Origin of the sequence: Nocardioides sp. NPDC127514 (genome assembly GCF_040302125.1) — a bacterium.
GTDB lineage: Bacteria > Actinomycetota > Actinomycetes > Propionibacteriales > Nocardioidaceae > Nocardioides.
On sequence record NZ_JBEORF010000010.1, the window covers coordinates 13,147 to 36,688 of the forward strand.

A 23,542-nucleotide genomic window follows, 5' to 3' on the forward strand; every position below is an offset into this window, starting at 1 on the left:
GGCGCGTCATGACGAGCCGACTCGGCGTCGGTTTTCGTCAGGATGAGCCGGGTCGGATTCATGCGGGCTCAGCGATCAGCTTGGTCTCGAGGTACTCCTCGAAGCCTTCGACGCCCATCTCCCGGCCGAGGCCGGACTGCTTGTAGCCGCCGAACGGCGCGTCGGGGCCGAACCACTGGCCCCCATTGACGCCGATGGTGCCGGTGCGGATCCGCGCTGCCACCGACTTCGCGCGCTCCAGCGACCCGGACTCCACGGCGCCGGAGAGGCCGTAGGGCGAGTCGTTGGCGATGCGTACGGCATCGTCGTCGCCGTCGTGCGGGATCACCGTGAGCACGGGGCCGAAGATCTCCTCGCGGGCGACGCGGGCGGTGTTGTCGAGGCCGGCGACGACGGTGGGCTGGATCCAGAAGCCGCCGGCGAGGTCGCCGTCCTGGACCGCGACGGCTCCGCCGGTGGCGATGCGGCCACCTTCCTCCTCGGCGAGCGCGAGGTAGCCGAGGATCCGGTCGCGCTGGACCGCGGAGATCACCGGGCCGCAGATCGTGCCGGCATCGGCCGGATCGCCCGCGCCGAGCGACGACATCGTCCCGGCGGCCGCCTCGACGGCCGCGTCGTAGGACTCCCGAGGCACCAGCAGCCGGGTGGTCAGGGCGCAGCCCTGACCTGCGTGAACGGCCACCGAGAAAGCCGCCATCGAGGCGGCCGAGGCGATGTCGGCGTCGTCGAGGACGATCGCCGCGGACTTGCCGCCGAGCTCGAGGAAGACCTTCTTCAGGCTGGGCGCGGCGGCCGCCATGATCGCCCGCCCGGTGGCCGTCGACCCGGTGAAGGAGACCAGGTCGACCCGCGGGTCCTCGGCCAGCATCGCGGCCACCCGGTTGTCGCGCGGGGTGACGACGTTGAAGACGCCCGGCGGGAGATCGGTGTGCTCGGCCGCCAGCCGGCCCAGCTCCGCGGCCAGCCATGGCGTGTCCGGGGCGGGCTTGAGGATCACCGTGTTGCCCGCCGCCAGCGCCGGGCCGATCTTGGCCAGGTTGATCTGGTTGGGGAAGTTCCACGGCGTGATCGCGGCGACGACGCCGACGGCCTCGCGCCGCACGGTCCGCCGCGAGGAGATGCCCATCGTCACCCCGACCCCGAGGTCGCGTTCCCACTCGAAGGACTCGGCGAGGTCGATCGTCCACTTCAACGTCTCGACCGGGGTGTCGAACTGCGGCCCGGCGACCAGGAACGCGGGCGCGCCGACCTCGGCAGTGGTCAGCTCGCGCAGCGCCTCGGCGTTGTCGAGGAGCGCCTGGTGGAGCTGGCGCAGGCACCGGATCCGCAGCGCCACGTCGGTCGACCAGTCGGTCTCGTCGAACGCCTTGCGGGCGGCGGCGATGGCGGCGTCCATGTCCTCGGCCGTCGAGTCGGGCGCGCGCCCGATCTCCTGCCCCGTGGCGGGGTTGAGGATCGCGTAGGTCTCGCCGGATGCGGCCGCGCCGAGCTTGCCGTCGACGAGCTGCTGGGCGGGCGGGTTGGTGGGGTTTCGGGTCGTCACACGGGCTCCTGGGTCACGAAGTTCCCGGCCGCGACGGGCGGCGGCCAGACGGTCGAGGGCAGGTCGGCGAGGCGGTAGTGGCCGGGCTGCTCGATGCCGTTCAGCGACATCCGCTCCAGCAGCCCGGCGGTGGCCTTCTTCGCCTTGACGATGTCGAGGAAGGTGGTCGCGGTGGACCCCAGGTCGAACCAGTCCCGCTGCCAGGCGAACTCCAGCCCGTCGCCGTCGGGCCGCGGTGCGACCCCGAACCAGGAGCCACCGATGCCGAGGATCTCGTACTCCTCGCCGGTCGCGTCGTCGACGATCCCGGCCCGCTGCCGCCAGAAGCCGATCACCATCGCGTTGACGTCGTCGATGACCGTCGCCTGGTAGTCGTAGTGCCAGCCCTCGAGCCCGGCCATCTCGGTGCCGAGCGCCCACTCCCGGATCTGCTCGCGGCCAACGGCCATGAAGTGCTCGTCGGGGGTGTACATCCAGCCGTACGTCGCGTCCTCGGCGTACACGTCGGCGAGCGGCGACCAGTTGCCGTCGGCCTCCGCCTTCCGGTTGAGGTCGAGCCAGTGGGCCCAGAACCCCTCGATCTCGGCGCGGTCCATTCAGTCCTCCAGGGTGAGAGCGAAAGCGGGGCAGTACTTCACGGCCGCACGCGCGGCATCGAGCTGACCGCCGGACGGTTCGGTGATGCGTACGACGACCTGGTAGCTGTCGTCGTCGAAGGCGAAGAGCTCCGGGGCCTCGGCGAGGCACTCCTGATGCCCCTGGCAGAGCCCGGGGTCGGCTGTCAGCTTCATGCTCCGCCACCACCCACGGGCCGCCGCCGGTAGCGCACACGGCAGGGCTGCTGGAGCTGGATCACCATCTTGGTGAAGTCGTCGGCGTACGACTCCAGCGGCTGCGCCGCCTCGAACGAGTAGTCGCGCAGGATGACCGAGAAGATCGCCTTCATCTGCATCATCGCGAACGCGTTGCCGACGCAGCGGTGCTTGCCGGCGCCGAACGGGATCCAGGTCCAACGGTTCTGCATGTCCTCCTGGCGCGGGTCGATGTAGCGGCTCGGGTCGAAGGAGTCCGCCTTCGGGAAGTCGGCCTCGATCCGGTTGGAGACCCGTGGCGAGGCGGCGAGCAGGGTGCCGGCGGGGATGGTCTCGCCGAGCAGCTCGAAGTCCTCGCGCACCAGCCGCATCAGGATGATCAGCGGAGGGTGCAGCCGCAGCGTCTCCTTCAAGGCGGCCTCGAGCACCGGGATCGAGCGCAGCGCCTGGAAGGACACCTCGCTGCCGTCCGCGTAGAGCTCGTCCAGCTCGCCGACGACGTCCGCCATCACCGACGGGTTCCGCAGCAGCTCGATCATCGCCCACGACGCGGTGCCGGAGGAGGTGTGGTGGCCGGCGAACATCATCGAGATGAAGACGCCGGTGATGGTGTCGGTGTCCATGTCGATCGAGATGAGGACGTCGAGGAGGTCGCGCTCCTCACGAGCGACCTTGCCCCGCGCGATCCGCTTGTCGATGATCGCCTGCACCAGCGCGACGAGCTTGTCGCGGGCGGCATCGCGCATCCGGAAGCTCTCGATGTCGGCGTAGGCGTCGACGTACGCGATCGCGTCCGTGCCGTGCTCGAGCTCGTGATAGTGCTGGGCGAAGGACGAGTCGAGCTCCTCACGGAACGGCTTCCCGACCAGGCACGCCGAGGTGGTGTAGATGGTCAGCTCGGCGAAGAAGTCGAGGAGGTCGATCTCCCCCTCCTCGCCCCAGCCGGCGATCATCCGGCGGATCTCGGCCTCGATCGTCTGTGCGTGCCCGCGCATCATGTCGCCGCGCAGCGCCTGGTTCTTCAGCATCTGCTGCCGCTCCTCCGGAGAGGCGTCGAAGACGACGCCCTTGCCGAAGATCGGCGTCATGAACGGGTACGCCGCCGCCTGGTCGAGCACGTCGTCGGGCGCTCGGAAGAACGCCTCGTTGGCCTCGGCACCGGTGACCAGGACGACGTCCTTGTCGGCGAGGCGAAAGCGCCCGAGGTCGCCGCACTCCTCGCGGACGCGGGAGAACAGCAAGATCGGGTCGACCCGCATCTCGGGCAGGTGCCCGGTGCCGCGGATGATCTCGGGGACGCTCGGGTCCTGGTCGTCCAGGACGGTGGAGACGGTGGGGATCGTCATCGTGGCTCCTGTACAGGGGCTTCGGGGTTGACGTCGATGGTGCTGATGTGGACTCCGCGCTTGGCGGTCACGACCGACGTGATCGCGTCGGCCAGCGCCCGGGCCTTGAGGAAGTGCGGATGGCGGGCGAGGCCCCACCTGACCCACTGCTCCAGCACGAACCCGCCGAGCTCGGCGGGCCACTCGTTGCCGATGTCGGAGTGGGTGGGACCGGGTCGCACGATCGAGGCCCGGACCCCGGTGCCCTCGAGCTCCATCTGGAGCGCGTTGACCATGCCTTCCAGACCCCACTTGGAGGCTGCGTACGCCCCCATGAACGGTCGCGGCCTGACCGCCACGTCGGAGGAGAGGAAGACCAGGTCGCCGCGCTGCCGCTCGATCATCCCGGGCCCGAAGGCGCGCAGGATCCGGTGGGCGCCGAGCAGGTTGATGTCGACCTGGCCGCCGAAGGTCTCCGTGGAGACGTCGACGGTCGCTCCCGGATGGGTGACGCCGGCGTTGCTGACCACGACCTCGATCTCGCCCAGGTCGGCGACCGCCTTCGCGGCGAACTCGGCGACCGACTCGTCCGAGGTCACGTCGAGTGGGTGGGCGACCGCCTCTCCCCCGTCGGCGCGGATCGCGGCGGCGATCTCCTCGACCCGGTCGAGCCGCCGGGCGCCGAGCGCGACCGGGAGACCCGCGGTCGCCAGCGCCTTCGCGGTCTCCGCGCCGATCCCGGAGGAGGCGCCGGTGATCACGGCCGGACGGCGGTCGGGCTGTGCGTACTTCATGCGTCCTCCAGGGATGCTGACCGAGGTAGCTCGGCGAATGCGTGCTGACCTCGCGGAACTCCACGAAGTCGGTGGCTGCCGACCGAGTTGCCTCGGTGAGCATCCGCCCCGCTCATCGCGCCCTCCAGGTGAAGGTGACCGGCAGCTCGGCGAACCCGCGCACGCTGGTCGAGTGGACCCGGACCGCGCGCTCGCGATGGACCTCGAACCCGGTCGTACGCCGCACCAGCTCCGCCAGCACGACCCGGGCCTCGAGCCGGGCCAGGTTGGCGCCGAGGCAGAAGTGCCGGCCGACGCCGAAGCTCATGATCCTGCCGAGCTCGTCGGACGGGCGATGGATGTCGAAGACGTCCGGGGCGGTGAAGACGCGCTCGTCGCGGTTGGCCGAGCCGAGCAGGACGAGCAGCTTCGACCCGGCCGGGACGACCTGGCCGTGGAGCTCGACGTCCTCGGCGACGTAGCGCGCCAGCATCTGGCTGGAGGTGTCGTGCCGCAGGGTCTCCTCGATCCACGAGCCCACCGGCGCGGTGTCCTCGGGTTCGGCGAAGACCTCGGCGAGCTGCGAGGGGTGGGCGCCGAGGTGGAAGAGCGCGTTGCCGAGCAGCTTGGTGGTGGTCTCGTTGCCGGCCACGACCATCAGGAACAGGAACGCGATCACCTCGTGGTCGAGCAGCCGGTCGCCGTCGACCTCGGCCTCGACGAGTGCCGAGGTGAGGTCGTCGCTGGGCTGCTTGCGCCGCTGCGCGACCATCTCGGCGTAGTAGCCGATCAGCTCGAGCGCGGCCGTCATCCCGGCCTCCGGCACGTCGCGTACGCCGTCCTCCCGGTGCACCACCAGGTCGGCCAGGCGGCGCACCTCGTCGCGGTCGGCGACGGGGACGCCCATCATCTCCGAGATGACGTCCATCGGGAGCTTGCCGGCGAGCTCCGCGATCCAGTCCGCCTCGCCGGTCTCGGCGCAGGCCGCGACCAGCGCGTCGAGGTAGTGGTCGGCGAGCGCCTGGATCTGCGGGGTGAGCTCGCGTACGCGGCGCGGCGTGAAGCCCGCCGAGACCAGCTTGCGCAGCCGGGTCTGCTCCTTGCCGTCCAGGGCCAGGAAGGACATCACCCGGTGGGCGTCGGCGTTCCAGGCGCTGGCGTCGAGCGAGACCCCCATGCGGTTGGAGAAGGTGACGTCGTCCTTGATAGCGGCGTGCACGTCGGCATGCCGGGAGAGTGCCCAGAAGTCGTCGGAGGCGTTGTAGTAGAGCGGCGCCTCGTCCCGCAGCCGGGCATAGACCGGGTAGGGGTCCTCGTGGAAGTCGTAGTCGTAGGGGTCGAAGATCTCGGTCGTGGCGCTGGTCATCTCACTCTTTCCCGACGATCACGGCGACGACTGGGGCGAGCCGGTCGGCCATCTCGTCGTAGGTCATCAGGCCCATGCCCGCCTGCAGCAGCGCGCCGGAGAAGGCGAGCAGCAGGGCTTCCCGCTCGGCCTCGGCCGCACCGTCGCCGAGCGCCGCCTCGAACCGGGCGGCGAACTCGGCTCCGATCCGCAGCCGCAGCCGCTCGACATCGGCATCGCTGCCCAGCAGCGCCGGCGTGACGGCCGCGGCGAGCGCAGGCTCCTCAGCGATCCGGGTCGTCAGGCTGCGTACGGCTGCCTGCACCCGCTCCACGCGGGACCCGGTCTCCTCGACCGCCGGCGTCACGGCCAGGTGGCGCCAGAAGAGCTCGGCGAAGAGATGGTTCTTCGAGGCGAGGTAGGTGTAGGCAGTGGCCGGGGAGACCCCGGCCCGGGCGGCGACCGAACGGACGGTCAGCGCCTCGTGCCCGACCTGCCGCAGCTCCGCCAGACCTGCCGCGAACACTCGCTCGACCGTCTCCGCCTGGCGGGTGCTCGTTGCGCTGGACACGTGTCCAGATTAGAACACGTTCTCGTTTCGGGCAAGGGGTGAACGCGGTCGAATCGGGGTACCGCACCAACATGTCGAGAACAGACGTGCTGGGCGTGGAGCTCCAGCGACAACGCGACGTCCTCAAGCTGGTCGGTGCGACCCTGAAGGCCGCCGAGGTCCCGTTCGCACTCGCCGGCGGGTACGCGGTCTGGACCCGAGGCGGGCCGGAGAGCACCCACGACGTGGACTTCGTACTCCCCGAGGAGTGCGTCGAGGACGCCGTGCGCGCGCTGGTACTGAACGGGATGGATCCGGTCGGCGCCCCGGAGGACTGGCTGGTCAAGGTCGGGCGCGACACCGTGGTCGTCGACCTGATCCACCGGCTCCCGACAGGCCCCGTCGACGACGAGCTGCTGGCTCGGTGCACCGACCTGCCGGTCGACTCCGTCACCATGCCTGTCATGTCCGGGACCGACCTGCTCATCTCGCGGATGCTGGCCCTGAGCGAGCACGCCTGCGACCTCTCCCCGATTCTCGGCGCCGCCCGCGCCCTGCGCGAGCAGATCGACTGGCGGCTGGTGCGACAGGAGGCGAAGCGGAGCCCCTTCGCGCAGACCGCGATCTGTCTGCTCGACGCGCTCGCCATCATGGACGGAAGCAGTATGGGAGGCGACGATGGCTGACCCGATTCGCGTGGCAGCAGTCGGTGACGTACATCTGGCCGACGACCTGCGCGGCCGCTACGCGCCGCTGCTCACGGACATCTCCGAGGAGGCCGATGCGCTGCTGGTCGCCGGAGACCTCACCCAGCACGGGACGGTCGAGGAGGCAGAGGCGTTCGCCGACGAGTTCGACGCCGCCGACGTACCGGTCCTCGTCGTGCTCGGCAACCACGACTATCACTCTGGAGCCGAAGGGGACATCACGCGACTCCTGGAGGACCACGGGATAACGGTGCTCGAGGGCACCTCGACCACCATCGAGACCAGTGCCGGCCTGCTCGGCGTCGCCGGCGTCAAGGGCTTCTGTCTCGGCTTCCTCGGCCGCTCCGCCGCTGACTTCGGAGAGCCGCAGATGAAGGCGTTCACAGGCCACGGCATCGAGACCGCAGATGTGCTGCGCAAGGCCCTCGACGACCTCGGCGACGGGCCCGACGTGACCGTCGCCCTGTCCCACTTCGCGCCCGTCGACGACACCCTCGTAGGCGAGCCGAAGGAGATCTGGCCGTTCCTCGGCAACTACCGGCTCGGTGAGGCGATCGACGAGACGGGAGTGGACCTGGCCCTCCACGGCCACGCCCACGCCGGACGCGAGAAGGGTCTCACCCCGGCCGGGGTGCCCGTACGCAACGTCGCCCAGCCCGTCATCCAGGCGGCGTTCCGTGTCTACGACGTCGTCCCCAGGAGGTCGGCATGAACGAGCAGCAGACGCGAGATCTCGAGCGCGCGATCGCGACCGACCCGCGCACGCACGAGCTGGGCATCCGGCTCCAGGTACGCGGTGACCACCTCGTCGTCTCCGGCGAGGTGGCCTCCGAGGAGCGTCGCGCGACGGTCCTCGAGGTCATCAGGGAGCACGACCCCGGGATCGACATCGTCGACTACATCGTGCTCAGCGCCGAGCCCGGGCCGGGCGGACCGCAGCACGAGCAGATAGACCCACGAAGGAGCTGAAACCTAGATGAACGGCACCATCGTCGCGGTCGTGATCGGGATGATCCTTTTCTGGGGTGTCCTGACCCTGATCGCCGCGCTCCTCGACCGGCGCCGCGGCCGCCAGATCGAGGACGACCTGACCGAGATGGAGCGCAAATACCATCTCGACGGCAGCGACCGGTACGGGAGCTTCGACCAGCGAGCCCCCGGAGCCCACCGAGCGCGCTGAGCCCGCTCAGGCCCCGGGCGGAAGCCTGGTGAAGTCGGGCTCGCGGCCCTCGGCGAAGGCGACGAGCGCCTCGATGTTGGCGGGTCCGCCGAGCAGCTCGGCGAACTTGGCGTTCTCGAGCTCCCGGGCGGCTTCGATCCCGGGGCGCAGCGACGCGGTCATCGTCTCCTTGACCGCGACCAGGCTGCTGATCGGTCTCGCGGCGAGCATGGCGGCGTGGTCCCAGGCGACCTCGAGGAGCTCCTCGGGCTCGGTGACCCGCCACACGAGCCCCATCTCGTGCGCCTCCTCGGCACCGAACCACTCCCCCGACATCAGCATCCAGGCGGCGTTCTGGCGTCCGATCAGCCGCGGGAACAGGAAGCTGGAGGCGGCCTCCGGCGCGACCCCGAGCGTCGTGAACGGTGTCTTGAACCTCGCCTTCGCCGAGGCGAGGACGAGGTCGGCGAAGCCCAGGAGCGTCACGCCGATCCCCAGACCCAGTCCGTTGACGGCGACGACCAGCGGCTTGGAGAACGCCGCCAGCGAGTCGACCAGGCCGATGAAGCCGTGGGCGGCGCTCTCGTCGCCACCCGAGGCGGTCTCCTTCATCTCGACGAGATCGGTGCCCGCCGAGAAGGCGCGGCCGTTCCCGGTCAGCAGCACGACGGCCACCTCCGGGTCCTCGTCGGCCTCGCGCAGCGCCTCGGCCAGGGCGACGTAGAGCGCCTGGCTGAACGCGTTGAGCTGGTCGGGACGGTTGAGGGTGAGCGTACGGACGCGGGCGCGGTCCTGGCTCAGCAGCAGGTCGGACATGGGGGGTCTCCTATCGGCCTAGGATCAGGTCGGCGGCACGCTCGCCGATCATGATCGAGGGCGCGTTGGTGTTGCCGCCGGTGATCGAGGGCATCACGCTCGCGTCGGCGACGCGCAGGCCGTCGATGCCCAGCACCCGCAGCGACGGGTCGACCACGGCGCGCTCGTCCGACCCCATCCGGCAGGTGCCGACGCCGTGGTAGACGCTGTGCACGATGTTGGGCAGCAGCTCACGGGTCGCCTCCGGGGTGGAGTACGACGGGCCGGGCGAGATCTCGCCCTGGTTGTCCCCGAGACCGACCATCATCTCGCGCACCTTCGCGATCCCGTCGAGGAGCACCTCGGTGTCCTTGCCCGAGGTCAGGTACGCCGGGTCGAGCAGCGGGTGCGCGAGCGGGTCGGCGCTGGCCAGGCGTACGGTGCCCCGGCTCTCGGGGTAGATCAGCGTCGGCAGGATGCACAGGCCGGGCTTGCTCGTCGGCGGCCGGATGGCCTTCTCGCCGTCCTGGTTCGGGAACGGGTAGACCCAGTAGAGGACGTGCAGCTGCAGGTCGGGGACCTGGCCGGCCAGGGCGCTGCGTACGAAGCCGAAGGCCTCGAACTGCGAGCCGGCCGCCCAGCCCTTGCGGGTGAGCCGCGACTTCGCGAACCCGGCGGCGAAGTAGGCGGGCGTGGGCCGTCGCAGGGCCGAGTCCATCCGGAACGAGACCGGCACGAAGAGGTGGTCGTGGAAGTTGTCGCCGACGGGAAGGTCGGCGTGGACCTGGATGCCGTGGTCGCGGAGGTGGTCGGAATGACCGATTCCGGAGAGCATCAGCAGGTGTGGCGAGCCGTAGACGCCGGCGGCGACGATGACCTCGCGGCTCGCCCGGATGGTCTGCTTGTCGCCGTCGGCGCCGACGACCTCGACACCGGTGGCGCGCGAGCCCTCGATGCGTACGCGGGTGACCTGGGCCTTGGTCAGGATCAGCAGGTTGTCCAGCGGCTGCTCGCGCAGGTAGGCCTTCGAGGCCGAGTAGCGGCGCCCCTCGGAGGCGCTGAGCTGGACGACGCCGACGCCCTCCTGCTCCTTGCCGTTGTAGTCGTCGAGGGCGCTGACCCCGAGCCGCTTGGGTGCCTCGTCGAGCCAGCTCTGCGTCGCCGGCGTGAGGTCCTTCTGGTAGCGCACCTTCACCGCCCCGCCCTGGCCGCGGAACTCGTCGCCGCCGCCCTCGAAGTCCTCCATCCGCTTGAACGCCGGCAGCACGTCGTCGTAGGACCATCCGGTCGCGCCGTCGGCCGCCCAGTCGTCGAAGTTCTGGCGGTTGCCGCGCACCCAGAGCATGCCGTTGATCGAGGATGAGCCGCCCAGCACCTTGCCGCGGGTCATCGGGATGACCCGGTCGAGGGCGGCGCTCTGCGGGACCGACTTGTAGCCCCAGTCGACCAGCTTCTTCAGCTGTGGCGTGGAGAGCATCGCGGCGACCGCGCCGGGGAGCTCGAGGAGGTTCTTGATCCCGAAGGCGGTGTCCTTGGTGCCCGCCTCGATCACGATCACGCTGGCGCCGCTCTCGGCCAGCCGGCGAGCGGTGGCGCAGCCCGCACTCCCGGCGCCTACGACGATGTAGTCGGCTTCCATGTTCACTTCTCTCTCCCGGCGATCCCTTCCGCAAAGACTAGAACACGTTCTACTGTTGTGTCATGCGCCACGGCATCGTCCTGTTCACCTCGGACCGCGGCATCGCGCCCGCCGAGCTCGCCTCCGCCGCCGAGGAGCGCGGCTTCGACACCTTCTACGTACCCGAGCACACCCACATCCCGGTGCGCCGCGACGCCCTGCACCCCACCGGCGGCACCGAGCTCCCCGACGACCGCTACCTGCGTACGCTCGACCCCTGGGTCACGCTCGGTACCTGCGCCGCGGTGACCTCGCGGATCGGGCTCTCCACCGCCGTCGCACTGCCGGTCGAGTCCGACCCGATCACGCTCGCCAAGACGATCGCGACCCTCGACCACCTCTCCGGCGGCCGGGTCTCGCTGGGGGTCGGGTTCGGCTGGAACACCGACGAGCTCGCCGACCACGGCATCCCGGGCGACCGCAAGCGCACCGCGCTGAAGGAGTACCTGGAGGCGATGCGGGCGCTGTGGACCGAGGAGGAGGCGGCCTATGCGGGCGAGTTCGTCTCCTTCGGCCCGTCGTGGGCCTACCCGAAGCCACCACAGGGCCGGATCCCGACGATCGTCGGCGCCGGCGGCGGCCCCAAGACGCTGCGCTGGATCGCCCGCAACGCGGAGGGCTGGATGTCGACCCCGACCGAGGCCGACATCGGCGACAAGGTGAAGACGCTGCAGGACGAGTGGGAGTCGGCGGGCCGCGAGGGCAAGCCCGAGGTCCGCGTCCTCGTCGCGAAGCGACCCACACCCGACGACCTGGCCGAGTGGTCGGTGGCCGACGAGCTGATCTGGGGCGTACCCGACACCGAGCCGGCCGGCGTGCTCACCTACCTCGACAAGCTCGCGGGCAGGCTCGACCTCGGCTGATCAGCCCAGCCGCTCGCGCAGGAAGCCGACGATCCGCGCCAGGCCGGCTCGCGAGGCCGGCGAGATGCCCGGCAGCGTGAGATAGGCATGGGTCGCCAGCCGCGGGCAATGAACGGCGACCTCCACCCCAGCCGTACGCAGCGCGTCGGCGTAGCGCTCGGCGTGCGAGCGCATCGGGTCGAACCGCGCGGTGAGCACCAGGGCGGGCGGCAGACCCGCATGGGACCGCGCCCGCAGCGGCGAGACCGACCACTCCTCGGCGAGCGACACGTCGTTGCCGAGGTAGTGCTCCACGATCCCGCCCAGCCCCGGGCCACGCAGACCGACGAGATCGACGAGCGGATAGATCAGCACCTGGCCACGGATCCGAGACTCACCCTCGTTCCGGGCGCGAAGCGCCAGGACCGCGGCCAGGGTGCCGCCGGCGCTGTCGCCCAGCACGGCGATCCTCGTCGGATCGGCGCCGAGCTCGTCGGCGTTCTCTACGACCCACGCCAGCACGGCCCAGCAGTCCTCGACCGCCGCCGGATAGGGATGCTCCGGGGCGAGCCGGTAGGCCGGCGCGACCACGATCGCCCCGGTGCGAGCCGCGATCCGGCCGGCCATCCAGCGCGACTGCTCGGGCGATCCCCAGCACCAGCCACCGCCATGAAAGGCCAGCACGATCGGCCGCAGCGCGGCCGAGCGGGCTCGCGGGACGTGGACCCGGAGCCGGATCTCGCCGGCCCACGCCTCATGCACCACCACACCCGGGTCGTCCGCTCCGAACACCCAGGTCAGGTGGCGGTTCGCCAACAGCGCCGCCCGCCGCTCGCGCAGCTCGACCATCCCGTCCACACCGCGATCCTGCACCTCGGCGGCGGTCTTCGTCATGACGTACGGCCGACCGACGGTCGAACGTCACCGCACAGCTCACGTAGACACCACCCATAATAGAACACGTTCTACTATGATCGGCCCATGAGTGACATCAGCGAGATCGAGCAGCTCAAGTACCGCTACGTACGCCTCCTCGACACCAAGCAGTGGGACGAGTTCGCCACCTGCTTCAGCGATGACGCCACCGCCGACTACGCCGGGCTCTCGTTCACCTCGCCCGCCGAGCTGGTCGACTACATGCGGACCAACCTGCCCGCGGAGATCATCACGATGCACCACCTCCATCACCCCGAGATCGCGGTCGACGGAGACGCTGCCACCGGCCGCTGGTACCTCTACGACAAGGTCTTCGCCCCCGCCTACGAGTTCGCCCTCGAGGGCGCCGCCTTCTACGAGGACCGCTACACCCGTACGCCGCTCGGCTGGCGCATCGCCCACACCGGCTACCAGCGCACCTGGGAGCTCACCACCAGCTTGAAGGACCAGCCCAGCGCGAGGCTGACCGGACCCGGCGGACCGGCGACGCACGCCTGAGAACGGCGGTAGGTTCGGCACCATGCGGATCGCCTTCGGAAGCGACGACGAGAACGAGACGACCACGGCCGTGCTCGCCGAGCTGCGGGAGCGTGGCGACGTCGAGATCATCGAGACCGACTCCTGGCCCGACCTCGGCGCCGGCATCGGCCGGGCGGTCGTCGAGGGCCGCGCCGACGTCGGCGTGGTGATGTGCTGGACCGGAACCGGCACGGCGATCGCCGCCAACAAGGTCCCCGGCGTACGCGCCGCCCTCGCCTGGGAGCCCTGGATCGCCCGCAACGCGCGCCTGTGGAACGACGCCAACGTCTTGGCGATGAGCCTCAAGCGCCTCGCCCCCGACGTCGCGGTCGAAGTCACTCGGGCATTCCTCGACGAGACCGAGCCGGATCCCGACGAAGCCGCCGCGATCAGACGTCTCGGCGAGCTGTGAGCGCCGCGTCGGACACCCGGTCAGCAGCAGGCGCAGCCGCCGTCGCAGCCCTCGTTGTCGTCGAGGCGCGCCCCGGCCGGTGAGCAGCAGACGTCGCCGCGCCAGGCGTTGACGCCCTCCCCCACCGCCAGCGCGGCGATGACGAGCGCGGCTGCCGAATCCGCCCACCACCAGCCCAGGGCGCTGTTGGCGAGCAGCCCCAGAAGCAGTGCGGCGGACATGTAGGTGCACAGCAGCGTCTGCTTGGAGTCGGCCACGGCGGAGTGGGAGCCGAGCTCGTTGCCGGTACGGCGCTGGATCCAGGAGGCGGCGGGCATGACGAGCAGGCTCAGCGCGGCGATGCCGATGCCGAGACCGGAGTGGTCGGCGGCATGGCCGGCCACCAGCGCCGTGACCGCGTCGTAGGAGACGAAGGCGGCCAGGCCGAAGAAGGAGAAGGCGATGATCCGCAGCGCGGTCTTCTCGCGGGCCTCGGGATCACGGCCCGCGAACTGCCAGGCGACCGCGAGGGCGGAGGAGACCTCGATGACCGAGTCGAGACCGAAGCCGAGCAGCGCCGCCGAGCCGGCGATCGCTCCGGCCGCGATCGCCACCACGGCCTCGATCACGTTGTAGGCGATGGTGAAGGCGACCAGGAGGCGGACCCGTCGCACCAGGACAGCCCTGCGGGACGGATCGGGGCCTGAGACCGGCGGCGAGACATCCTCGCGTCGGCCGATGACGTGGATCGGCAGCTCGGAGCTCACCAGGTCACCTCATGGCACTGCCGGGTCGGGGCGGTCTCGGTCTGCAGGGTGGCGTGCTCGATCTGGTGCCGGGTGGCGAGCGCGGTCTGCGCCTCGGCCAGCACGGTTTGGGCATCGGTGCCCGCATCCAGGACGAGATGCGCGGTGGCGACGTGCATCCCGGAGGTCAACGTCCACACGTGCAGGTCGTGGACGTTCTCCACGCCCGGGACCGCTTCGAGGTCGGCGACGATCTGGTCGATCTCCATGCCCTCGGGGACGTGCTGGCCGAGGACCGCCAGGACCTGACGGCCCAGCGCGACAGCGCGTACGGCGACGAAGACCCCGATCGCGACGGCGACGGCGGTGTCCCACAACGGCTGCCCGGTGGCGGCGACCAGCAGCCCGGCCGCGATGACGCCGACGCTTCCGGCGGCGTCGGCGACGACCTCGAAGTAGGCGCCCTTGAGGTTGAGCGACTCGCTCGCGCCCGCGCGCAGGAGCAGCATCGAGACCAGGTTGATGGCCAGGCCGATCGCGCCGACCACGAGCATCGCACCGGTCTGGACCTCGGAGCCCTCGCCGATGCGGCCGATCGCCTCGAGCACGACGTAGACCGCGACCCCGAGCATCACCAGGACGGTCAGGCCGGAGGCGAACACCTCGACCCGGTAGGAGCCGTAGGTGCGGCGACCGGTGGTGTCGGCGCGGGTGGCGATCCGGGTCGCGACCAGCGCCGCGCCCAGCGCGACGACGTCCGCGGTCATGTGACCGGCGTCGGAGATCAGTGCCAACGACCCCGACCACAGGCCTGCGACGAGCTCGACGATCAGGAACGCCGCCACCATGGCGAAGGTGACGGCCAGCCGCCACCGGTGCCTGCCGCCGGCGTGGCCCACAGCTGCCCCGTGCCCGTGCCCGTGCCCGTGCCCGTGTCCGTGGCCCATCAGCAGCAGCCCTGCTCGGCGGAGTCGCGGCACGCTTCCGGGTCGGTGACCAGGATCAGGTCGTGCAGGTCAGCCAGCGCATGCGCGAGGCGACCGTCGGCGAGCTCGTAGCGGGTCCGCCTGCCCTCGGGGACGGCGACGACCAGGCCGCAGCCGCGCAGGCAGGCCAGGTGGTTCGACATCGACTGACGGGTCACGCCCAGCGACTCGGACAGCTCGGCCGGATAGGCCGGCCCCTCGCGCAGCTGCATCAGGACCCGGGCTCGGGTGGCGTCGGAGAGGGCGTGCCCGAACCGGGCAAGCGCGTCCAGGGACGAGGCGGTGGCGGTGACCATGCCGCGACAGTACATCGAAACATGTATTCAGCAAAAGCTGAACCATGGCGGGGACCTGTCAGTCAAGCTCCCGGTAGTTGCTGCGGAAGAACAGCAGCGGCTCGGTGGCGGAGCCCTCCTCGAGGTCCAGGACGCGGCCGACGACGAGATAGTGGTCGCCCTCCTCGTGGACCGAGTGGACCGCGCAGTCGAGATAGCCGACGGCCCCGTCGAGATGCGGGTCGCCGTGGTGGGCCGACGGGGTCCAGGAGATGTCGGCGTACTTGTCCGCGGCACGCGAGGCGAACTGGTTCGAGACGGCCTCCTGGCCGGCGGCGAGGATGTTTACCGAGAAGTGCCCCGCGCGACGGATCCGGGCCCAGGCCCGGGATGACTTGGTCGGCGCGAAGAGGATCAGCGGCGGCCGCAGCGACACCGAGGAGAACGACTGGCAGGTCATCCCGACCGGGCCTTCCGCGGTCTGCGCCGCGATCACGGTGACCCCGGAGGCGAACCGGCCCAGCACCGTACGGAACCGGGCGTCCGCCTCCGCGTCGGCAGGGGTCTCCGGTGGCGACGGTGGCGCTTCGAAGTCGAAGCGACCGTGGAAGGACTCGATCAGCTCCGGATGCGGCCAGCTCTCGGCGGCATCGGGAGACATCCCATCAGGCACCTCTATACGCATACCCGATCACTGGCCTACGCCGAAGTCGTGACCCCAGTACGAGACGGCCGTGGACTCCCGGGCGACCCACTTCTGGTCGTCGACCTGCAGGCCCTCGGTGCCGAACTCGATGTCGAAGCCGCCCGGCGACTTCACGTAGAAGGAGACCATCTCGTCGTTCATGTGCCGCCCGAGCGTCGCCGAGAGCTTCGCGCCGTACTTCTTCACCCGCTCCAGCGCCCGGCCGACGTCGTCGAGCTTGTCGACCTCGAGCATGATGTGGACGCACTTGGAGTCGTTGGGGAACGGCAGGAACGCCAGCGAGTGGTGACGCGGGTTGATCCCGAGGAAGCGCAGCCAGATCTTGGTGCCGGGCTCCTTGCCCGCGAACTCGCCGGGCATGCTCATCGAGTCGCGCAGCCGGAACCCGAGCGTGTCGCGGTAGAACTCCAGCGCCTCGACGTCGTCGGAGACCGGGATCACCACGTGACCCATCCCCTGCTCGCCGGTCACGAAGGTGTGACCGTAGGGCGAGACCGCGGGGCGTCGCTCGTAGGTGATGCCGTGGAAGAGCTCGAAGACGTTGTCGAAGGGGTCGCGGAAGCGCAGCATCTCCTGCACCCGCCGCTCGGCGAGCTCCTCGGGGGACCCCTCCTCCACCTCGACCCCGGACTTCTCCAGGTGCTCCCGGGCCTGCGCCAGCGCGGTGTGGTCGGCGACCTCCCAGCCGACGCAGCTGAGCTGGTCCACCTCGCCCGGCTCGATCACCAGCCGCGCCGAGACCTCGTCGATGCGGTAGTAGAGGTGCTCCTGGTTCGGGCCCTTCGCCTCGATCAGCCCGAGGACCTTGCCGGCGAACGTACGCCACGCCTCCAGGTCGGTGCTGGTGACGCGTACGTAGCCCATGGACTTGATGTCGATCACTTCGTACGCTCCTTGTGCCTCTTCAGGCTGTGCCGTTTGAGAAACGCGACCGCAATCTCGCGGAACTCGTCGGCGGCCTCGATCTGTGCCCAGTGCCCGCAGCGCGGAAAGACATGCAGCTGCGCCTTCGGAATCAGCTTCAGGGCGGGGAACGCTCCGTCGAGCGGGTTGACCCGGTCCTCACGACCCCAGGTGAGCAGGGTGTGGTGCTTGAGCCGGTGCGCCTCGCGCCACAGCATGCCGTCCTCGGCGGTCTCGGGGTTGTAGAACGACCACCCCATCGACGCCATCGCCTCGCGCGCGCCGGGCGCAGTGGCGTCGGCGAACCGCTCCTCGACCAGCTCGTCGGTCACCAGCTTCTGATCGACGACCATGGTCGAGATGAACGCCTTGAGCGCCTCCCGGGTCGGGTCGCCGGAGAAGTCCATCAGGCGCTGTACGCCCTCGGTGGGATCGGCATGGAAGAGGTTGAGCGAGAGCCCGCCCGGCCCCATCAGCACCAGCCGCCCCACCCGGTCGGGATAGGTCAGCGCGATCCGCATGGCCGTCCCGCCGCCGAGCGAGTTGCCCAGCAGGTGCACCTTCTCCAGGCCCAGCTCGTCGAGCAGCGCGATCACCGCGTCGCCGGCGAAGCGGTAGTAGTTGCCCACCACCTCCGGCTTGTCGGAGGCGCCGAAACCCGGCTGGTCGACCAGGATCGTGCGGAAGTCGGCCGCGAAGCCCTCGAGCGCCGAGCCGAAGTTGGACCACGACGAGGCCCCGGGACCCCCGCCGTGAAGCATCACCAGCGGTAGGCGGTCGTCGCCACCTGCACGCAGGTCGTAGTAGCGCAGCGAGATCTCGCCGGCGGCCTCGGTCTTGATCGCGACGTCGTGAGCGACGTCCTCTTTCACCAGTGCCATCAGTACATCCCCGGGTCGACCTTGTGCCCGAACTCGGAGGCGCCGTACATCTGCAGCGCCCGCTCGGGATCGTTGGCGGCGTGGACACGGCCCGCGTGGGCGTCGCGCCAGGCGCGCTGGAGCGGAGTGCCGTTGGCCAGCGCCCGGCCACCGGAGGCCTCGAAGAGCAGGTCGATCGCGTCGATCGCGCGCTGGGTGCCGAGGACCTGGTCGCGGCGGATCCGCAGCCGCTGGGTGATCGGGATCTTCTCGCCGCGGGCGACGTAGGTCTGCTGCTCGCGGATGTTGGCCATCAGCAGCGCCCAGGCGGCGTCGATGTCGGAGGAGGCGGTCGCCACGCGCACGGCGGCGAAGGGGTCGAGGGATGCCTTCTCACCGTAGGAGGCGCGGACCCGGTTCTGCTGCATGGTCACGTGCTCCTCGTAGGCGCCGCGGGCCATGCCGATGATCGGCGTGGTGATCGTGGTGGTGAAGAGCGAGTGGAACTGCAGCTTGTAGAGGTCACCGGTGTTGACCGCCTGCCCGGGACCCTTGCAGCGTCCGGTCTCGGCCATCGAGAGGGTGAAGGTCTCCGGGATGAAGACGTCGTCGACCACGATGTCGTTGGAGCCGGTGCCGGCCAGGCCGACGACGTTCCAGACGTCGACGATCTCGTAGCGCTCGCGCGGCACCAGGAACGTACGGAAGTCGACCACCTGGCCCTCGTCGCTGAAGACGAGGCCGCCGAGCAGCACCCAGGTGGCATGGGCACAGCCGGAGGAGAACGACCACCGGCCGGAGAGCGTGAAGCCGCCCTCGGTGATCGCCGCCTTGCCCATCGGCGCGTAGGACGAGGAGACCCGGGTGTCGGGGTCCTCGCCCCAGACCGCCTGCTGGGCCTCGTCGTCGAAGAGTGCGATCTGCCAGGGGTGGACACCCAGGACGCTGGAGACCCAGCCCGTCGATCCGCACGCCGAGGCGATGTCGCGCACACAGGTGTAGAAGTCGACCGGGTCCGCCTCGAGACCGCCGAACCGGGCCGGCTGCAGCAGCTTGAAGAAGCCGACCTCCTCCAGCTCCTTGACGCTCGACTCGGGCACGACCCGGAGACGCTCGGTCTCCTCGGCGCGCTCCCTGATCGTGGGCAGCAGGTCCTGCACCCCGTCCCTGACGGTCTGTGCGTCCTTGTGGGGGCGCTGTGTCGGTTCGCTCACCGCTCTGCCTTCCTGCATGGTGTCCCAATGTCCTCGGACGGCGCGGTTCGTGCGCTGCCGATGGATCAATACTAGAACACGTTTCAGTTTTGTCGAGTCCCCGGGCATGTTTCGTCGACTGTCGTCTATGGTAGAACGTGTTTCAGTTCTGGGACAGTCGAAGCTGAGGGAGCACCATGGGACAGACCGACGAGACGTACGACGTCGTGGTCGTGGGCGCCGGAGGCGCCGGAATGACCGCCGCGCTCGCGGCCGCCCGCCGCCACGGGCTCGAGACCGTCGTCATCGAGAAGAGCGCCTACTTCGGCGGGTCGACGTCCCGCTCGGGCGGCGGGGTCTGGATCCCGCGCAACCACGCCCTCGAGGCGGCCCACCAGAAGGACTCCCCCGAGGCCGCCAGCCTCTACCTCGAGTCGATCGTCGGAGACGTCGTGCCGAGCGAGCGGCGCGAGACGTTCCTGGACCGCGGCCCGGAGGTGCTCTCCTTCGTCTGCGAGATGACGCCGGTGCGGTTCAACTGGGTCCCCGACTACGCCGACTACCACCCCGAGGCCCCCGGCGGTCGCGGCGCCGGCCGCTCCGTCGAGCCGGCTCCACTCGATGCCCGGGTAATCGGCGAGGAGCTCTCGCGGCTGCATCCGCCCTATACGAAGTCGCCGGCCAACATGGTCGTGACCCAGGCCGACTTCCGCAAGATCAGCCTCGGCATGCGCACGATCAGGGGCCCGATCACGATGGTCAAGATCGCGGTCGCGCGGATCCTCGCCGGACTCCTCGGGAAGAAGATGTACGCCATGGGCGCGGCGCTCGCGATCGGCCTGCGCAAGGGCCTCATCGATGCCGGCGTCGAGGTCCGCTACGAGACCGAGCTGGTCGGCCTGGTCACCGAGGGCGGCCGGGTCGTCGGCGTCGAGGTGCGCCGCGGCGAGGACGGTCCGACGACGGTGATCCGGGCGCGGCGTGGCGTGATCCTCGGCTCCGGAGGCTTCGAGCGCAACCTGGAGATGCGAGAGAAGTACCTGCCCGCCCCGACCTCGGTCGAGTGGACCACCGGTGCCTTCTCCAACACCGGCGGCGGGATCCTGGCCGGGATCGCGGCCGGTGCGGACACCGACCTGATGGACGAGTCCTGGTGGGGTCCGACGATCCCGTTCCCCGGGCGGCCGTGGTTCGCGCTCGCCGAGCGCAACCTGCCGGGGTCAATCATCGTCAACGGTGCCGGCAAGCGGTTCATGAACGAGGCGCTCCCCTATGTCGAGGCCGTACACGAGATCTACAAGGGCCAGGAGACCGGCATCTCGCACGTCCCGGCCTGGCTGGTCTTCGACCAGCGCTACCGCAACCGCTACATCTTCGCCGGCCTCGGCCCCGGGCAGCCGTTCCCGGGCCGCTGGCTCAAGAGCGGCGTCGTGGTGAAGGCCGCCACGGTGGAGGCGCTGGCCGAGAAGATCGAGGTGCCGGTCGACGGCCTGCGCGAGACGCTGGCCCGGTTCAACGGCTTCGCCGAGTCCGGCGTGGACGAGGACTTCCACCGCGGCGAGTCGACCTACGACAAGTACTACTCCGACCCCACCGTCAAGCCGAACTGCTCGCTCAACGTCATCGACCAGGCGCCGTTCTACGCCGTCAAGATGGCTCCCGGCGACCTCGGCACCAAGGGAGGTCTGGTCACCGACAAGCGGGCCCGGGTCCTGCGACCCGATGGCTCCGTGATCGAGGGCCTGTACGCCGCCGGAAACGTCTCCTCCGCCGTGATGGGCCGCACCTACGCCGGCCCCGGCGCCACCATCGGCCCCGCCCTGGTCTTCGGCTATCTGGCCGCCGAGGACTGCGCGGTGAAGGCTGTCTCACCCGAGGAGGGCAACTGATGCCCATCGACCCGACCAAGGCCATCGGCGCGGAGCTTCCGTCCCAGTCGTTCTCGTGGACCTCGTCCGACGTGCTGCTCTACCACCTCGGCATCGGCGCGGGATCACGTCCCGGTGACGCGACCGACCCGGCTGCGCTGCGCTACACGCTGGACTCGGACGCCCTGACGGTGCTGCCGTCCTTCGGGGTCGTGGCGCCGACCTTCCACGTCACCGAGCCGCCCTCACTCGACCTGCCGGGCTGCGACATCGACCTGGCATCGGTGCTCCACGGCTCCCAGGAGATCCGCGTCGACGGCCCGATCCCCACCTCGGGAGAAGCGGTCATCTCCACCCGGATCGCCGAGGTCTGGGACAAGGGCAAGGCCGCCGTCATCGTCCAGGAGGGTGTCGCCACGACCCCGTCCGGCGATCCGTTGTGGACGGTCAGGAGCTCGATCTTCGTACGCGGCGAGGGTGGCTTCGGCGGCGAGCGCGGGCCGTCGATGTCGCTGCCGGTTCCCGACCGCGCGCCGGATGCTGTGGGTGCGTACGACGTCACCGAGCAGCAGGCGCTGCTCTACCGGCTGTGCGGCGACCGCAACCCGCTGCACGCCGACCCCGCGTTCGCCGCGAAGGCGGGCTTCCCGAAGCCGATCCTGCACGGGCTGTGCTCCTACGGGATCGTGCTGCGCGAGGCTACCGCACTGCTCCTGGACGGGGACGCCACCAGGGTCGCCGGGTTCGGCGCCCGCTTCGCCGGGATCGTTTTCCCCGGCGAGACGATCTCCATCGAGGCGTGGGACGAAGAGCCGAAGATCCTGATCAAAGCCACGATCTCCTCCGACAATCCTGCCCGTGACGGCGCCCCGGTCCTCGCCGACTGCTTTCTGGAGGCGCGATGAGCGGCACGGCACTGCCCGACGTACTCTCCCCTGCCGACGTCGAGGAGCGCTTCGGTGGCTGGTCGGAGGAGACCGACGTGATCGTGGTCGGCTTCGGCGTGGCGGGCGGGGCCGCGGCGCTGGAGGCGGTCCGGGCGGGTGCCCGCACGATCCTCCTGGAGCGGGCCGCAGAGCCCGGTGGCACCTCGGCGATGGCCGGAGGCCACTTCTACCTCGGCGGCGGCACCGCAGTGCAGAAGGCGACCGGGATCGAGGACTCCGCCGAGGAGATGTTCAAGTACATCCACGCCGTCTCCAAGGAGCCCGAGGACGACAAGATCCGGGCCTACTGCGACGACTCGGTGGAGCACTTCGACTGGCTCGAGGCGCTCGGCTTCGAGTTCGAGCGCACCTTCTGGCCGGGCAAGGCCGTCATCCAGCCCGGCACCGAGGGGCTGATGTACACCGGCAACGAGAAGGTCCACCCCTTCCGCGACCTCGCCGTCCCGGCGCCGCGCGGCCACAAGGTGCCGGTCCCGGGTGACACCGGCGGCGCCAAGCTGGTGGTCGACCGGATGGCGGACCGGCTGGCCGAGACGTCGGCGGTGGTCCGCTACGAGACCGGTGCCACCAACCTGGTGATGGAGGGCGACCGGATCGTCGGCCTGGCCTGGCGCCGGTTCGAGGAGCGTGGCGCGATCCGGGCCAAGGCGGTGATCCTCGCCGCCGGCGGCTTCGTCGGCAACGCCGACATGGTCGCCGAGCACACACCCCGGCTCGGCGAGAAGCTCTTCCCGCTGGCCTCCACCTACGACGACGGCCTCGGACTGCGCCTGGGCGCTTCCGCGGGCGGCCGCTGGCGGTTCATGGACGAGCCGTTCCAGACCGCACCGTTCTACCCGCCCTCGATCCTGCTCACCGGGATCATCGTCAACAAGCACGGCAAGCGGTTCGTGGCCGAGGACTCCTACCACGCACGTACGGCCGCCTTCGTCATGGAGCAGCCGGACTCGGCGGCGTTCCTGATCGTCGACTCGGCGCACATCGAGCACCCGAAGATGCCGCTGTGCCCGTTCATCGACGGCTGGGAGACGGTCGAGGAGATGGCGGCCGGCCTGGGCGTACCCTTCGACGCCCTGAACGCGACGCTGACCTCCTACAACACCCATGCCGCCAACGGCGTGGATCCCGAGCTCGACAAGGCGCCGGAGTGGACCGAGCCGCAGGACACCGGCCCGTGGGGCGCCTACGACCTCTCCCTCGGCAAGGCGATGTACGCGGGGTTCACCATGGGTGGTCTGGCGACCACCGTCGAAGGAGAGGTACGCCGCGAGGACGGCTCCGCGATCGCGGGCCTGTACGCCGCCGGAGCCTGTGCCGCCAACCTCGCCCAGGACGCCAAGGGCTACGCCTCCGGCATGCAGCTCGGCGACGGCTCCTACTTCGGCCGGCGCGCCGGGCGGCATGCCGCCGGGCTGGACTGACCGCCACGGGTGACGGGCCTCACAACCTCGGCGCGTCCGGCGAGACCGATCGCCGGGCGGCGCCGGGTTCCGGCTAGTCTTTGCGGACGCGTATCAAGCGGACTGTTGCCATATCACATATCTCTTCAGAGGTGAATGGCTTCGGTAAAAATTGGGACTTTGTACCCTACGCGCGTCGTGAGCCGGGCTGGTTATGTATACGCGACGCCACGGGCATCGCCGGTGTGGCCCTCCCGACGCGTCCGCAGGCCATCGTCCCCAC

Annotated in this window: 27 protein-coding genes; 10 read left to right on the top strand and 17 right to left on the bottom strand. The window is 70.2% G+C overall.

Features of this window, described 5'->3' with window-relative positions:
* Nucleotides 1-58 precede the first annotated feature (58 nt).
* The 7 genes from ABTX24_RS09645 to ABTX24_RS09675 all read right to left on the bottom strand — a co-directional run bounded on the left by ABTX24_RS09645 (nt 59) and on the right by ABTX24_RS09675 (nt 6,369).
* Complete coding sequence (locus ABTX24_RS09645; RefSeq protein ID WP_350839164.1) at nt 59-1,543, bottom strand: aldehyde dehydrogenase; 1,485 nt, start codon at nt 1,541-1,543, stop codon at nt 59-61.
* The gene (locus ABTX24_RS09650; RefSeq protein WP_350839166.1) at nt 1,540-2,139 is read right to left on the bottom strand and encodes a hypothetical protein; all 600 of its coding nucleotides are present in this window, start codon (nt 2,137-2,139) and stop codon (nt 1,540-1,542) included. The genes ABTX24_RS09645 and ABTX24_RS09650 overlap by 4 nt, the downstream gene beginning before the upstream one ends.
* Entirely contained in the window at nt 2,140-2,334 is a 195-nt protein-coding gene (locus ABTX24_RS09655; protein ID WP_350839168.1) for a ferredoxin, read from the bottom strand.
* On the bottom strand, nt 2,331-3,701 hold the full coding sequence (locus ABTX24_RS09660) for a cytochrome P450 (RefSeq protein ID WP_350839170.1): 1,371 nt from the start codon (nt 3,699-3,701) through the stop codon (nt 2,331-2,333). Before ABTX24_RS09660 ends, ABTX24_RS09655 begins: the two co-directional genes overlap by 4 nt.
* Nucleotides 3,698-4,474 carry an SDR family oxidoreductase gene (locus ABTX24_RS09665; protein ID WP_350839172.1) on the bottom strand — a complete coding sequence of 259 codons (777 nt, stop codon included), beginning with the start codon at nt 4,472-4,474 and terminating at the stop codon, nt 3,698-3,700. The genes ABTX24_RS09660 and ABTX24_RS09665 overlap by 4 nt, the downstream gene beginning before the upstream one ends.
* Before the next feature lie 112 nt (nt 4,475-4,586).
* Nucleotides 4,587-5,819: a cytochrome P450 gene (locus ABTX24_RS09670; RefSeq protein WP_350839174.1), complete on the bottom strand. Its 1,233-nt coding sequence runs from the start codon at nt 5,817-5,819 to the stop codon at nt 4,587-4,589.
* Between the two features lies 1 nt (nt 5,820).
* Nucleotides 5,821-6,369, bottom strand: a complete 549-nt coding sequence (locus ABTX24_RS09675) for a TetR/AcrR family transcriptional regulator (RefSeq protein ID WP_160023282.1) — start codon at nt 6,367-6,369, stop codon at nt 5,821-5,823.
* A 71-nt stretch (nt 6,370-6,440) separates the two neighbouring features.
* Here ABTX24_RS09675 and ABTX24_RS09680 point away from each other — a divergent pair, with 71 nt between their 5' ends.
* Genes ABTX24_RS09680 through ABTX24_RS09695 form a run of 4 tightly spaced genes read left to right on the top strand, consistent with a single transcriptional unit; the run spans nt 6,441 to nt 8,235 of the window.
* Complete coding sequence (locus ABTX24_RS09680; protein WP_350839176.1) at nt 6,441-7,034, top strand: nucleotidyltransferase family protein; 594 nt, start codon at nt 6,441-6,443, stop codon at nt 7,032-7,034.
* Nucleotides 7,027-7,767, top strand: a complete 741-nt coding sequence (locus ABTX24_RS09685; protein ID WP_350839178.1) for a metallophosphoesterase family protein — start codon at nt 7,027-7,029, stop codon at nt 7,765-7,767. Before ABTX24_RS09680 ends, ABTX24_RS09685 begins: the two co-directional genes overlap by 8 nt.
* Complete coding sequence (locus ABTX24_RS09690; protein WP_160023278.1) at nt 7,764-8,024, top strand: BON domain-containing protein; 261 nt, start codon at nt 7,764-7,766, stop codon at nt 8,022-8,024. Before ABTX24_RS09685 ends, ABTX24_RS09690 begins: the two co-directional genes overlap by 4 nt.
* Nucleotides 8,025-8,031: 7 nt before the next feature.
* A complete protein-coding gene (locus ABTX24_RS09695; RefSeq protein ID WP_160023276.1) occupies nt 8,032-8,235 on the top strand; it encodes a hypothetical protein in 204 nt (67 codons plus the stop codon).
* Between the two features lie 6 nt (nt 8,236-8,241).
* Here the strand turns inward: ABTX24_RS09695 and ABTX24_RS09700 are convergent, their stop codons facing one another.
* Complete coding sequence (locus ABTX24_RS09700) at nt 8,242-9,030, bottom strand: enoyl-CoA hydratase/isomerase family protein (protein WP_350839179.1); 789 nt, start codon at nt 9,028-9,030, stop codon at nt 8,242-8,244.
* Nucleotides 9,031-9,040: 10 nt separating this feature from the next.
* On the bottom strand, nt 9,041-10,648 hold the full coding sequence (locus ABTX24_RS09705; protein WP_350839181.1) for a GMC family oxidoreductase: 1,608 nt from the start codon (nt 10,646-10,648) through the stop codon (nt 9,041-9,043).
* A 62-nt stretch (nt 10,649-10,710) separates the two neighbouring features.
* Here ABTX24_RS09705 and ABTX24_RS09710 point away from each other — a divergent pair, with 62 nt between their 5' ends.
* Nucleotides 10,711-11,550, top strand: coding sequence for an LLM class F420-dependent oxidoreductase (locus ABTX24_RS09710; protein ID WP_350839183.1), 840 nt, complete (start codon nt 10,711-10,713; stop codon nt 11,548-11,550).
* On the opposite strand, the gene ABTX24_RS09715 is transcribed toward ABTX24_RS09710, so the two are convergent.
* A complete protein-coding gene (locus tag ABTX24_RS09715) occupies nt 11,551-12,423 on the bottom strand; it encodes an alpha/beta hydrolase (RefSeq protein ID WP_350839185.1) in 873 nt (290 codons plus the stop codon).
* A gap of 87 nt (nt 12,424-12,510) precedes the next feature.
* On the opposite strand from ABTX24_RS09715, the gene ABTX24_RS09720 reads away from it, so the two are divergent.
* Both ABTX24_RS09720 and ABTX24_RS09725 read left to right on the top strand, forming a co-directional pair.
* On the top strand, nt 12,511-12,963 hold the full coding sequence (locus tag ABTX24_RS09720; protein WP_160023266.1) for a nuclear transport factor 2 family protein: 453 nt from the start codon (nt 12,511-12,513) through the stop codon (nt 12,961-12,963).
* Nucleotides 12,964-12,985: 22 nt separating this feature from the next.
* A complete protein-coding gene (locus ABTX24_RS09725; RefSeq protein WP_160023264.1) occupies nt 12,986-13,396 on the top strand; it encodes an RpiB/LacA/LacB family sugar-phosphate isomerase in 411 nt (136 codons plus the stop codon).
* Nucleotides 13,397-13,416: 20 nt separating this feature from the next.
* Here the strand turns inward: ABTX24_RS09725 and ABTX24_RS09730 are convergent, their stop codons facing one another.
* The 7 genes from ABTX24_RS09730 to hsaA are packed head-to-tail and all read right to left on the bottom strand — an operon-like array spanning nt 13,417 to nt 19,065.
* A complete protein-coding gene (locus ABTX24_RS09730; protein ID WP_350839188.1) occupies nt 13,417-14,142 on the bottom strand; it encodes a cation efflux transmembrane domain-containing protein in 726 nt (241 codons plus the stop codon).
* Complete coding sequence (locus tag ABTX24_RS09735) at nt 14,139-15,068, bottom strand: cation diffusion facilitator family transporter (RefSeq protein WP_350839190.1); 930 nt, start codon at nt 15,066-15,068, stop codon at nt 14,139-14,141. Before ABTX24_RS09735 ends, ABTX24_RS09730 begins: the two co-directional genes overlap by 4 nt.
* Complete coding sequence (locus ABTX24_RS09740; RefSeq protein ID WP_160023262.1) at nt 15,068-15,403, bottom strand: ArsR/SmtB family transcription factor; 336 nt, start codon at nt 15,401-15,403, stop codon at nt 15,068-15,070. Before ABTX24_RS09740 ends, ABTX24_RS09735 begins: the two co-directional genes overlap by 1 nt.
* Before the next feature lie 58 nt (nt 15,404-15,461).
* Nucleotides 15,462-16,043: a flavin reductase family protein gene (locus ABTX24_RS09745; RefSeq protein ID WP_350839192.1), complete on the bottom strand. Its 582-nt coding sequence runs from the start codon at nt 16,041-16,043 to the stop codon at nt 15,462-15,464.
* Nucleotides 16,044-16,073: 30 nt separating this feature from the next.
* Nucleotides 16,074-16,970 (bottom strand): iron-dependent extradiol dioxygenase HsaC, encoded by an 897-nt coding sequence (gene hsaC / locus ABTX24_RS09750; protein ID WP_350839194.1) that lies wholly within the window; start codon nt 16,968-16,970, stop codon nt 16,074-16,076.
* Nucleotides 16,967-17,872, bottom strand: coding sequence for a 4,5:9,10-diseco-3-hydroxy-5,9,17-trioxoandrosta-1(10),2-diene-4-oate hydrolase (gene hsaD, locus ABTX24_RS09755; RefSeq protein WP_350839196.1), 906 nt, complete (start codon nt 17,870-17,872; stop codon nt 16,967-16,969). The genes hsaC and hsaD overlap by 4 nt, the downstream gene beginning before the upstream one ends.
* Nucleotides 17,872-19,065 (bottom strand): 3-hydroxy-9,10-secoandrosta-1,3,5(10)-triene-9,17-dione monooxygenase oxygenase subunit, encoded by a 1,194-nt coding sequence (gene hsaA, locus ABTX24_RS09760; protein WP_350839198.1) that lies wholly within the window; start codon nt 19,063-19,065, stop codon nt 17,872-17,874. The genes hsaD and hsaA overlap by 1 nt, the downstream gene beginning before the upstream one ends.
* Nucleotides 19,066-19,241: 176 nt before the next feature.
* On the opposite strand from hsaA, the gene kstD reads away from it, so the two are divergent.
* From kstD to ABTX24_RS09775, 3 genes are read left to right on the top strand one after another with little or no spacing between them, the layout of a single operon-like run.
* Complete coding sequence (gene kstD, locus ABTX24_RS09765) at nt 19,242-20,933, top strand: 3-oxosteroid 1-dehydrogenase (protein WP_350839200.1); 1,692 nt, start codon at nt 19,242-19,244, stop codon at nt 20,931-20,933.
* Nucleotides 20,933-21,817 carry an enoyl-CoA hydratase ChsH3 gene (gene chsH3 / locus ABTX24_RS09770; RefSeq protein WP_350839202.1) on the top strand — a complete coding sequence of 295 codons (885 nt, stop codon included), beginning with the start codon at nt 20,933-20,935 and terminating at the stop codon, nt 21,815-21,817. Before kstD ends, chsH3 begins: the two co-directional genes overlap by 1 nt.
* Nucleotides 21,814-23,280 (top strand): FAD-binding protein, encoded by a 1,467-nt coding sequence (locus ABTX24_RS09775; RefSeq protein ID WP_350839204.1) that lies wholly within the window; start codon nt 21,814-21,816, stop codon nt 23,278-23,280. Before chsH3 ends, ABTX24_RS09775 begins: the two co-directional genes overlap by 4 nt.
* The last annotated feature ends 262 nt before the right edge of the window (nt 23,281-23,542 follow it).

Bases quoted from the DNA above. Each gene is read 5' to 3' on its own strand.
- ABTX24_RS09650 (WP_350839166.1), bottom strand. From the start codon at position 2,139: ATGGACCGCGCCGAGATCGAGGGGTTCTGGGCCCACTGGCTCGACCTC.
- ABTX24_RS09655 (WP_350839168.1), bottom strand. From the start codon at position 2,334: ATGAAGCTGACAGCCGACCCCGGGCTCTGCCAGGGGCATCAGGAGTGC.
- ABTX24_RS09660 (WP_350839170.1), bottom strand. From the start codon at position 3,701: ATGACGATCCCCACCGTCTCCACCGTCCTGGACGACCAGGACCCGAGC.
- ABTX24_RS09665 (WP_350839172.1), bottom strand. From the start codon at position 4,474: ATGAAGTACGCACAGCCCGACCGCCGTCCGGCCGTGATCACCGGCGCC.
- ABTX24_RS09670 (WP_350839174.1), bottom strand. From the start codon at position 5,819: ATGACCAGCGCCACGACCGAGATCTTCGACCCCTACGACTACGACTTC.
- ABTX24_RS09680 (WP_350839176.1), top strand. From the start codon at position 6,441: ATGTCGAGAACAGACGTGCTGGGCGTGGAGCTCCAGCGACAACGCGAC.
- ABTX24_RS09685 (WP_350839178.1), top strand. From the start codon at position 7,027: ATGGCTGACCCGATTCGCGTGGCAGCAGTCGGTGACGTACATCTGGCC.
- ABTX24_RS09690 (WP_160023278.1), top strand. From the start codon at position 7,764: ATGAACGAGCAGCAGACGCGAGATCTCGAGCGCGCGATCGCGACCGAC.
- ABTX24_RS09695 (WP_160023276.1), top strand. From the start codon at position 8,032: ATGAACGGCACCATCGTCGCGGTCGTGATCGGGATGATCCTTTTCTGG.
- ABTX24_RS09700 (WP_350839179.1), bottom strand. From the start codon at position 9,030: ATGTCCGACCTGCTGCTGAGCCAGGACCGCGCCCGCGTCCGTACGCTC.
- ABTX24_RS09705 (WP_350839181.1), bottom strand. From the start codon at position 10,648: ATGGAAGCCGACTACATCGTCGTAGGCGCCGGGAGTGCGGGCTGCGCC.
- ABTX24_RS09710 (WP_350839183.1), top strand. From the start codon at position 10,711: ATGCGCCACGGCATCGTCCTGTTCACCTCGGACCGCGGCATCGCGCCC.
- ABTX24_RS09715 (WP_350839185.1), bottom strand. From the start codon at position 12,423: ATGACGAAGACCGCCGCCGAGGTGCAGGATCGCGGTGTGGACGGGATG.
- ABTX24_RS09720 (WP_160023266.1), top strand. From the start codon at position 12,511: ATGAGTGACATCAGCGAGATCGAGCAGCTCAAGTACCGCTACGTACGC.
- ABTX24_RS09725 (WP_160023264.1), top strand. From the start codon at position 12,986: ATGCGGATCGCCTTCGGAAGCGACGACGAGAACGAGACGACCACGGCC.
- ABTX24_RS09735 (WP_350839190.1), bottom strand. From the start codon at position 15,068: ATGGGCCACGGACACGGGCACGGGCACGGGCACGGGCACGGGGCAGCT.
- ABTX24_RS09740 (WP_160023262.1), bottom strand. From the start codon at position 15,403: ATGGTCACCGCCACCGCCTCGTCCCTGGACGCGCTTGCCCGGTTCGGG.
- ABTX24_RS09745 (WP_350839192.1), bottom strand. From the start codon at position 16,043: ATGTCTCCCGATGCCGCCGAGAGCTGGCCGCATCCGGAGCTGATCGAG.
- hsaD (WP_350839196.1), bottom strand. From the start codon at position 17,872: ATGGCACTGGTGAAAGAGGACGTCGCTCACGACGTCGCGATCAAGACC.
- kstD (WP_350839200.1), top strand. From the start codon at position 19,242: ATGGGACAGACCGACGAGACGTACGACGTCGTGGTCGTGGGCGCCGGA.
- chsH3 (WP_350839202.1), top strand. From the start codon at position 20,933: ATGCCCATCGACCCGACCAAGGCCATCGGCGCGGAGCTTCCGTCCCAG.
- ABTX24_RS09775 (WP_350839204.1), top strand. From the start codon at position 21,814: ATGAGCGGCACGGCACTGCCCGACGTACTCTCCCCTGCCGACGTCGAG.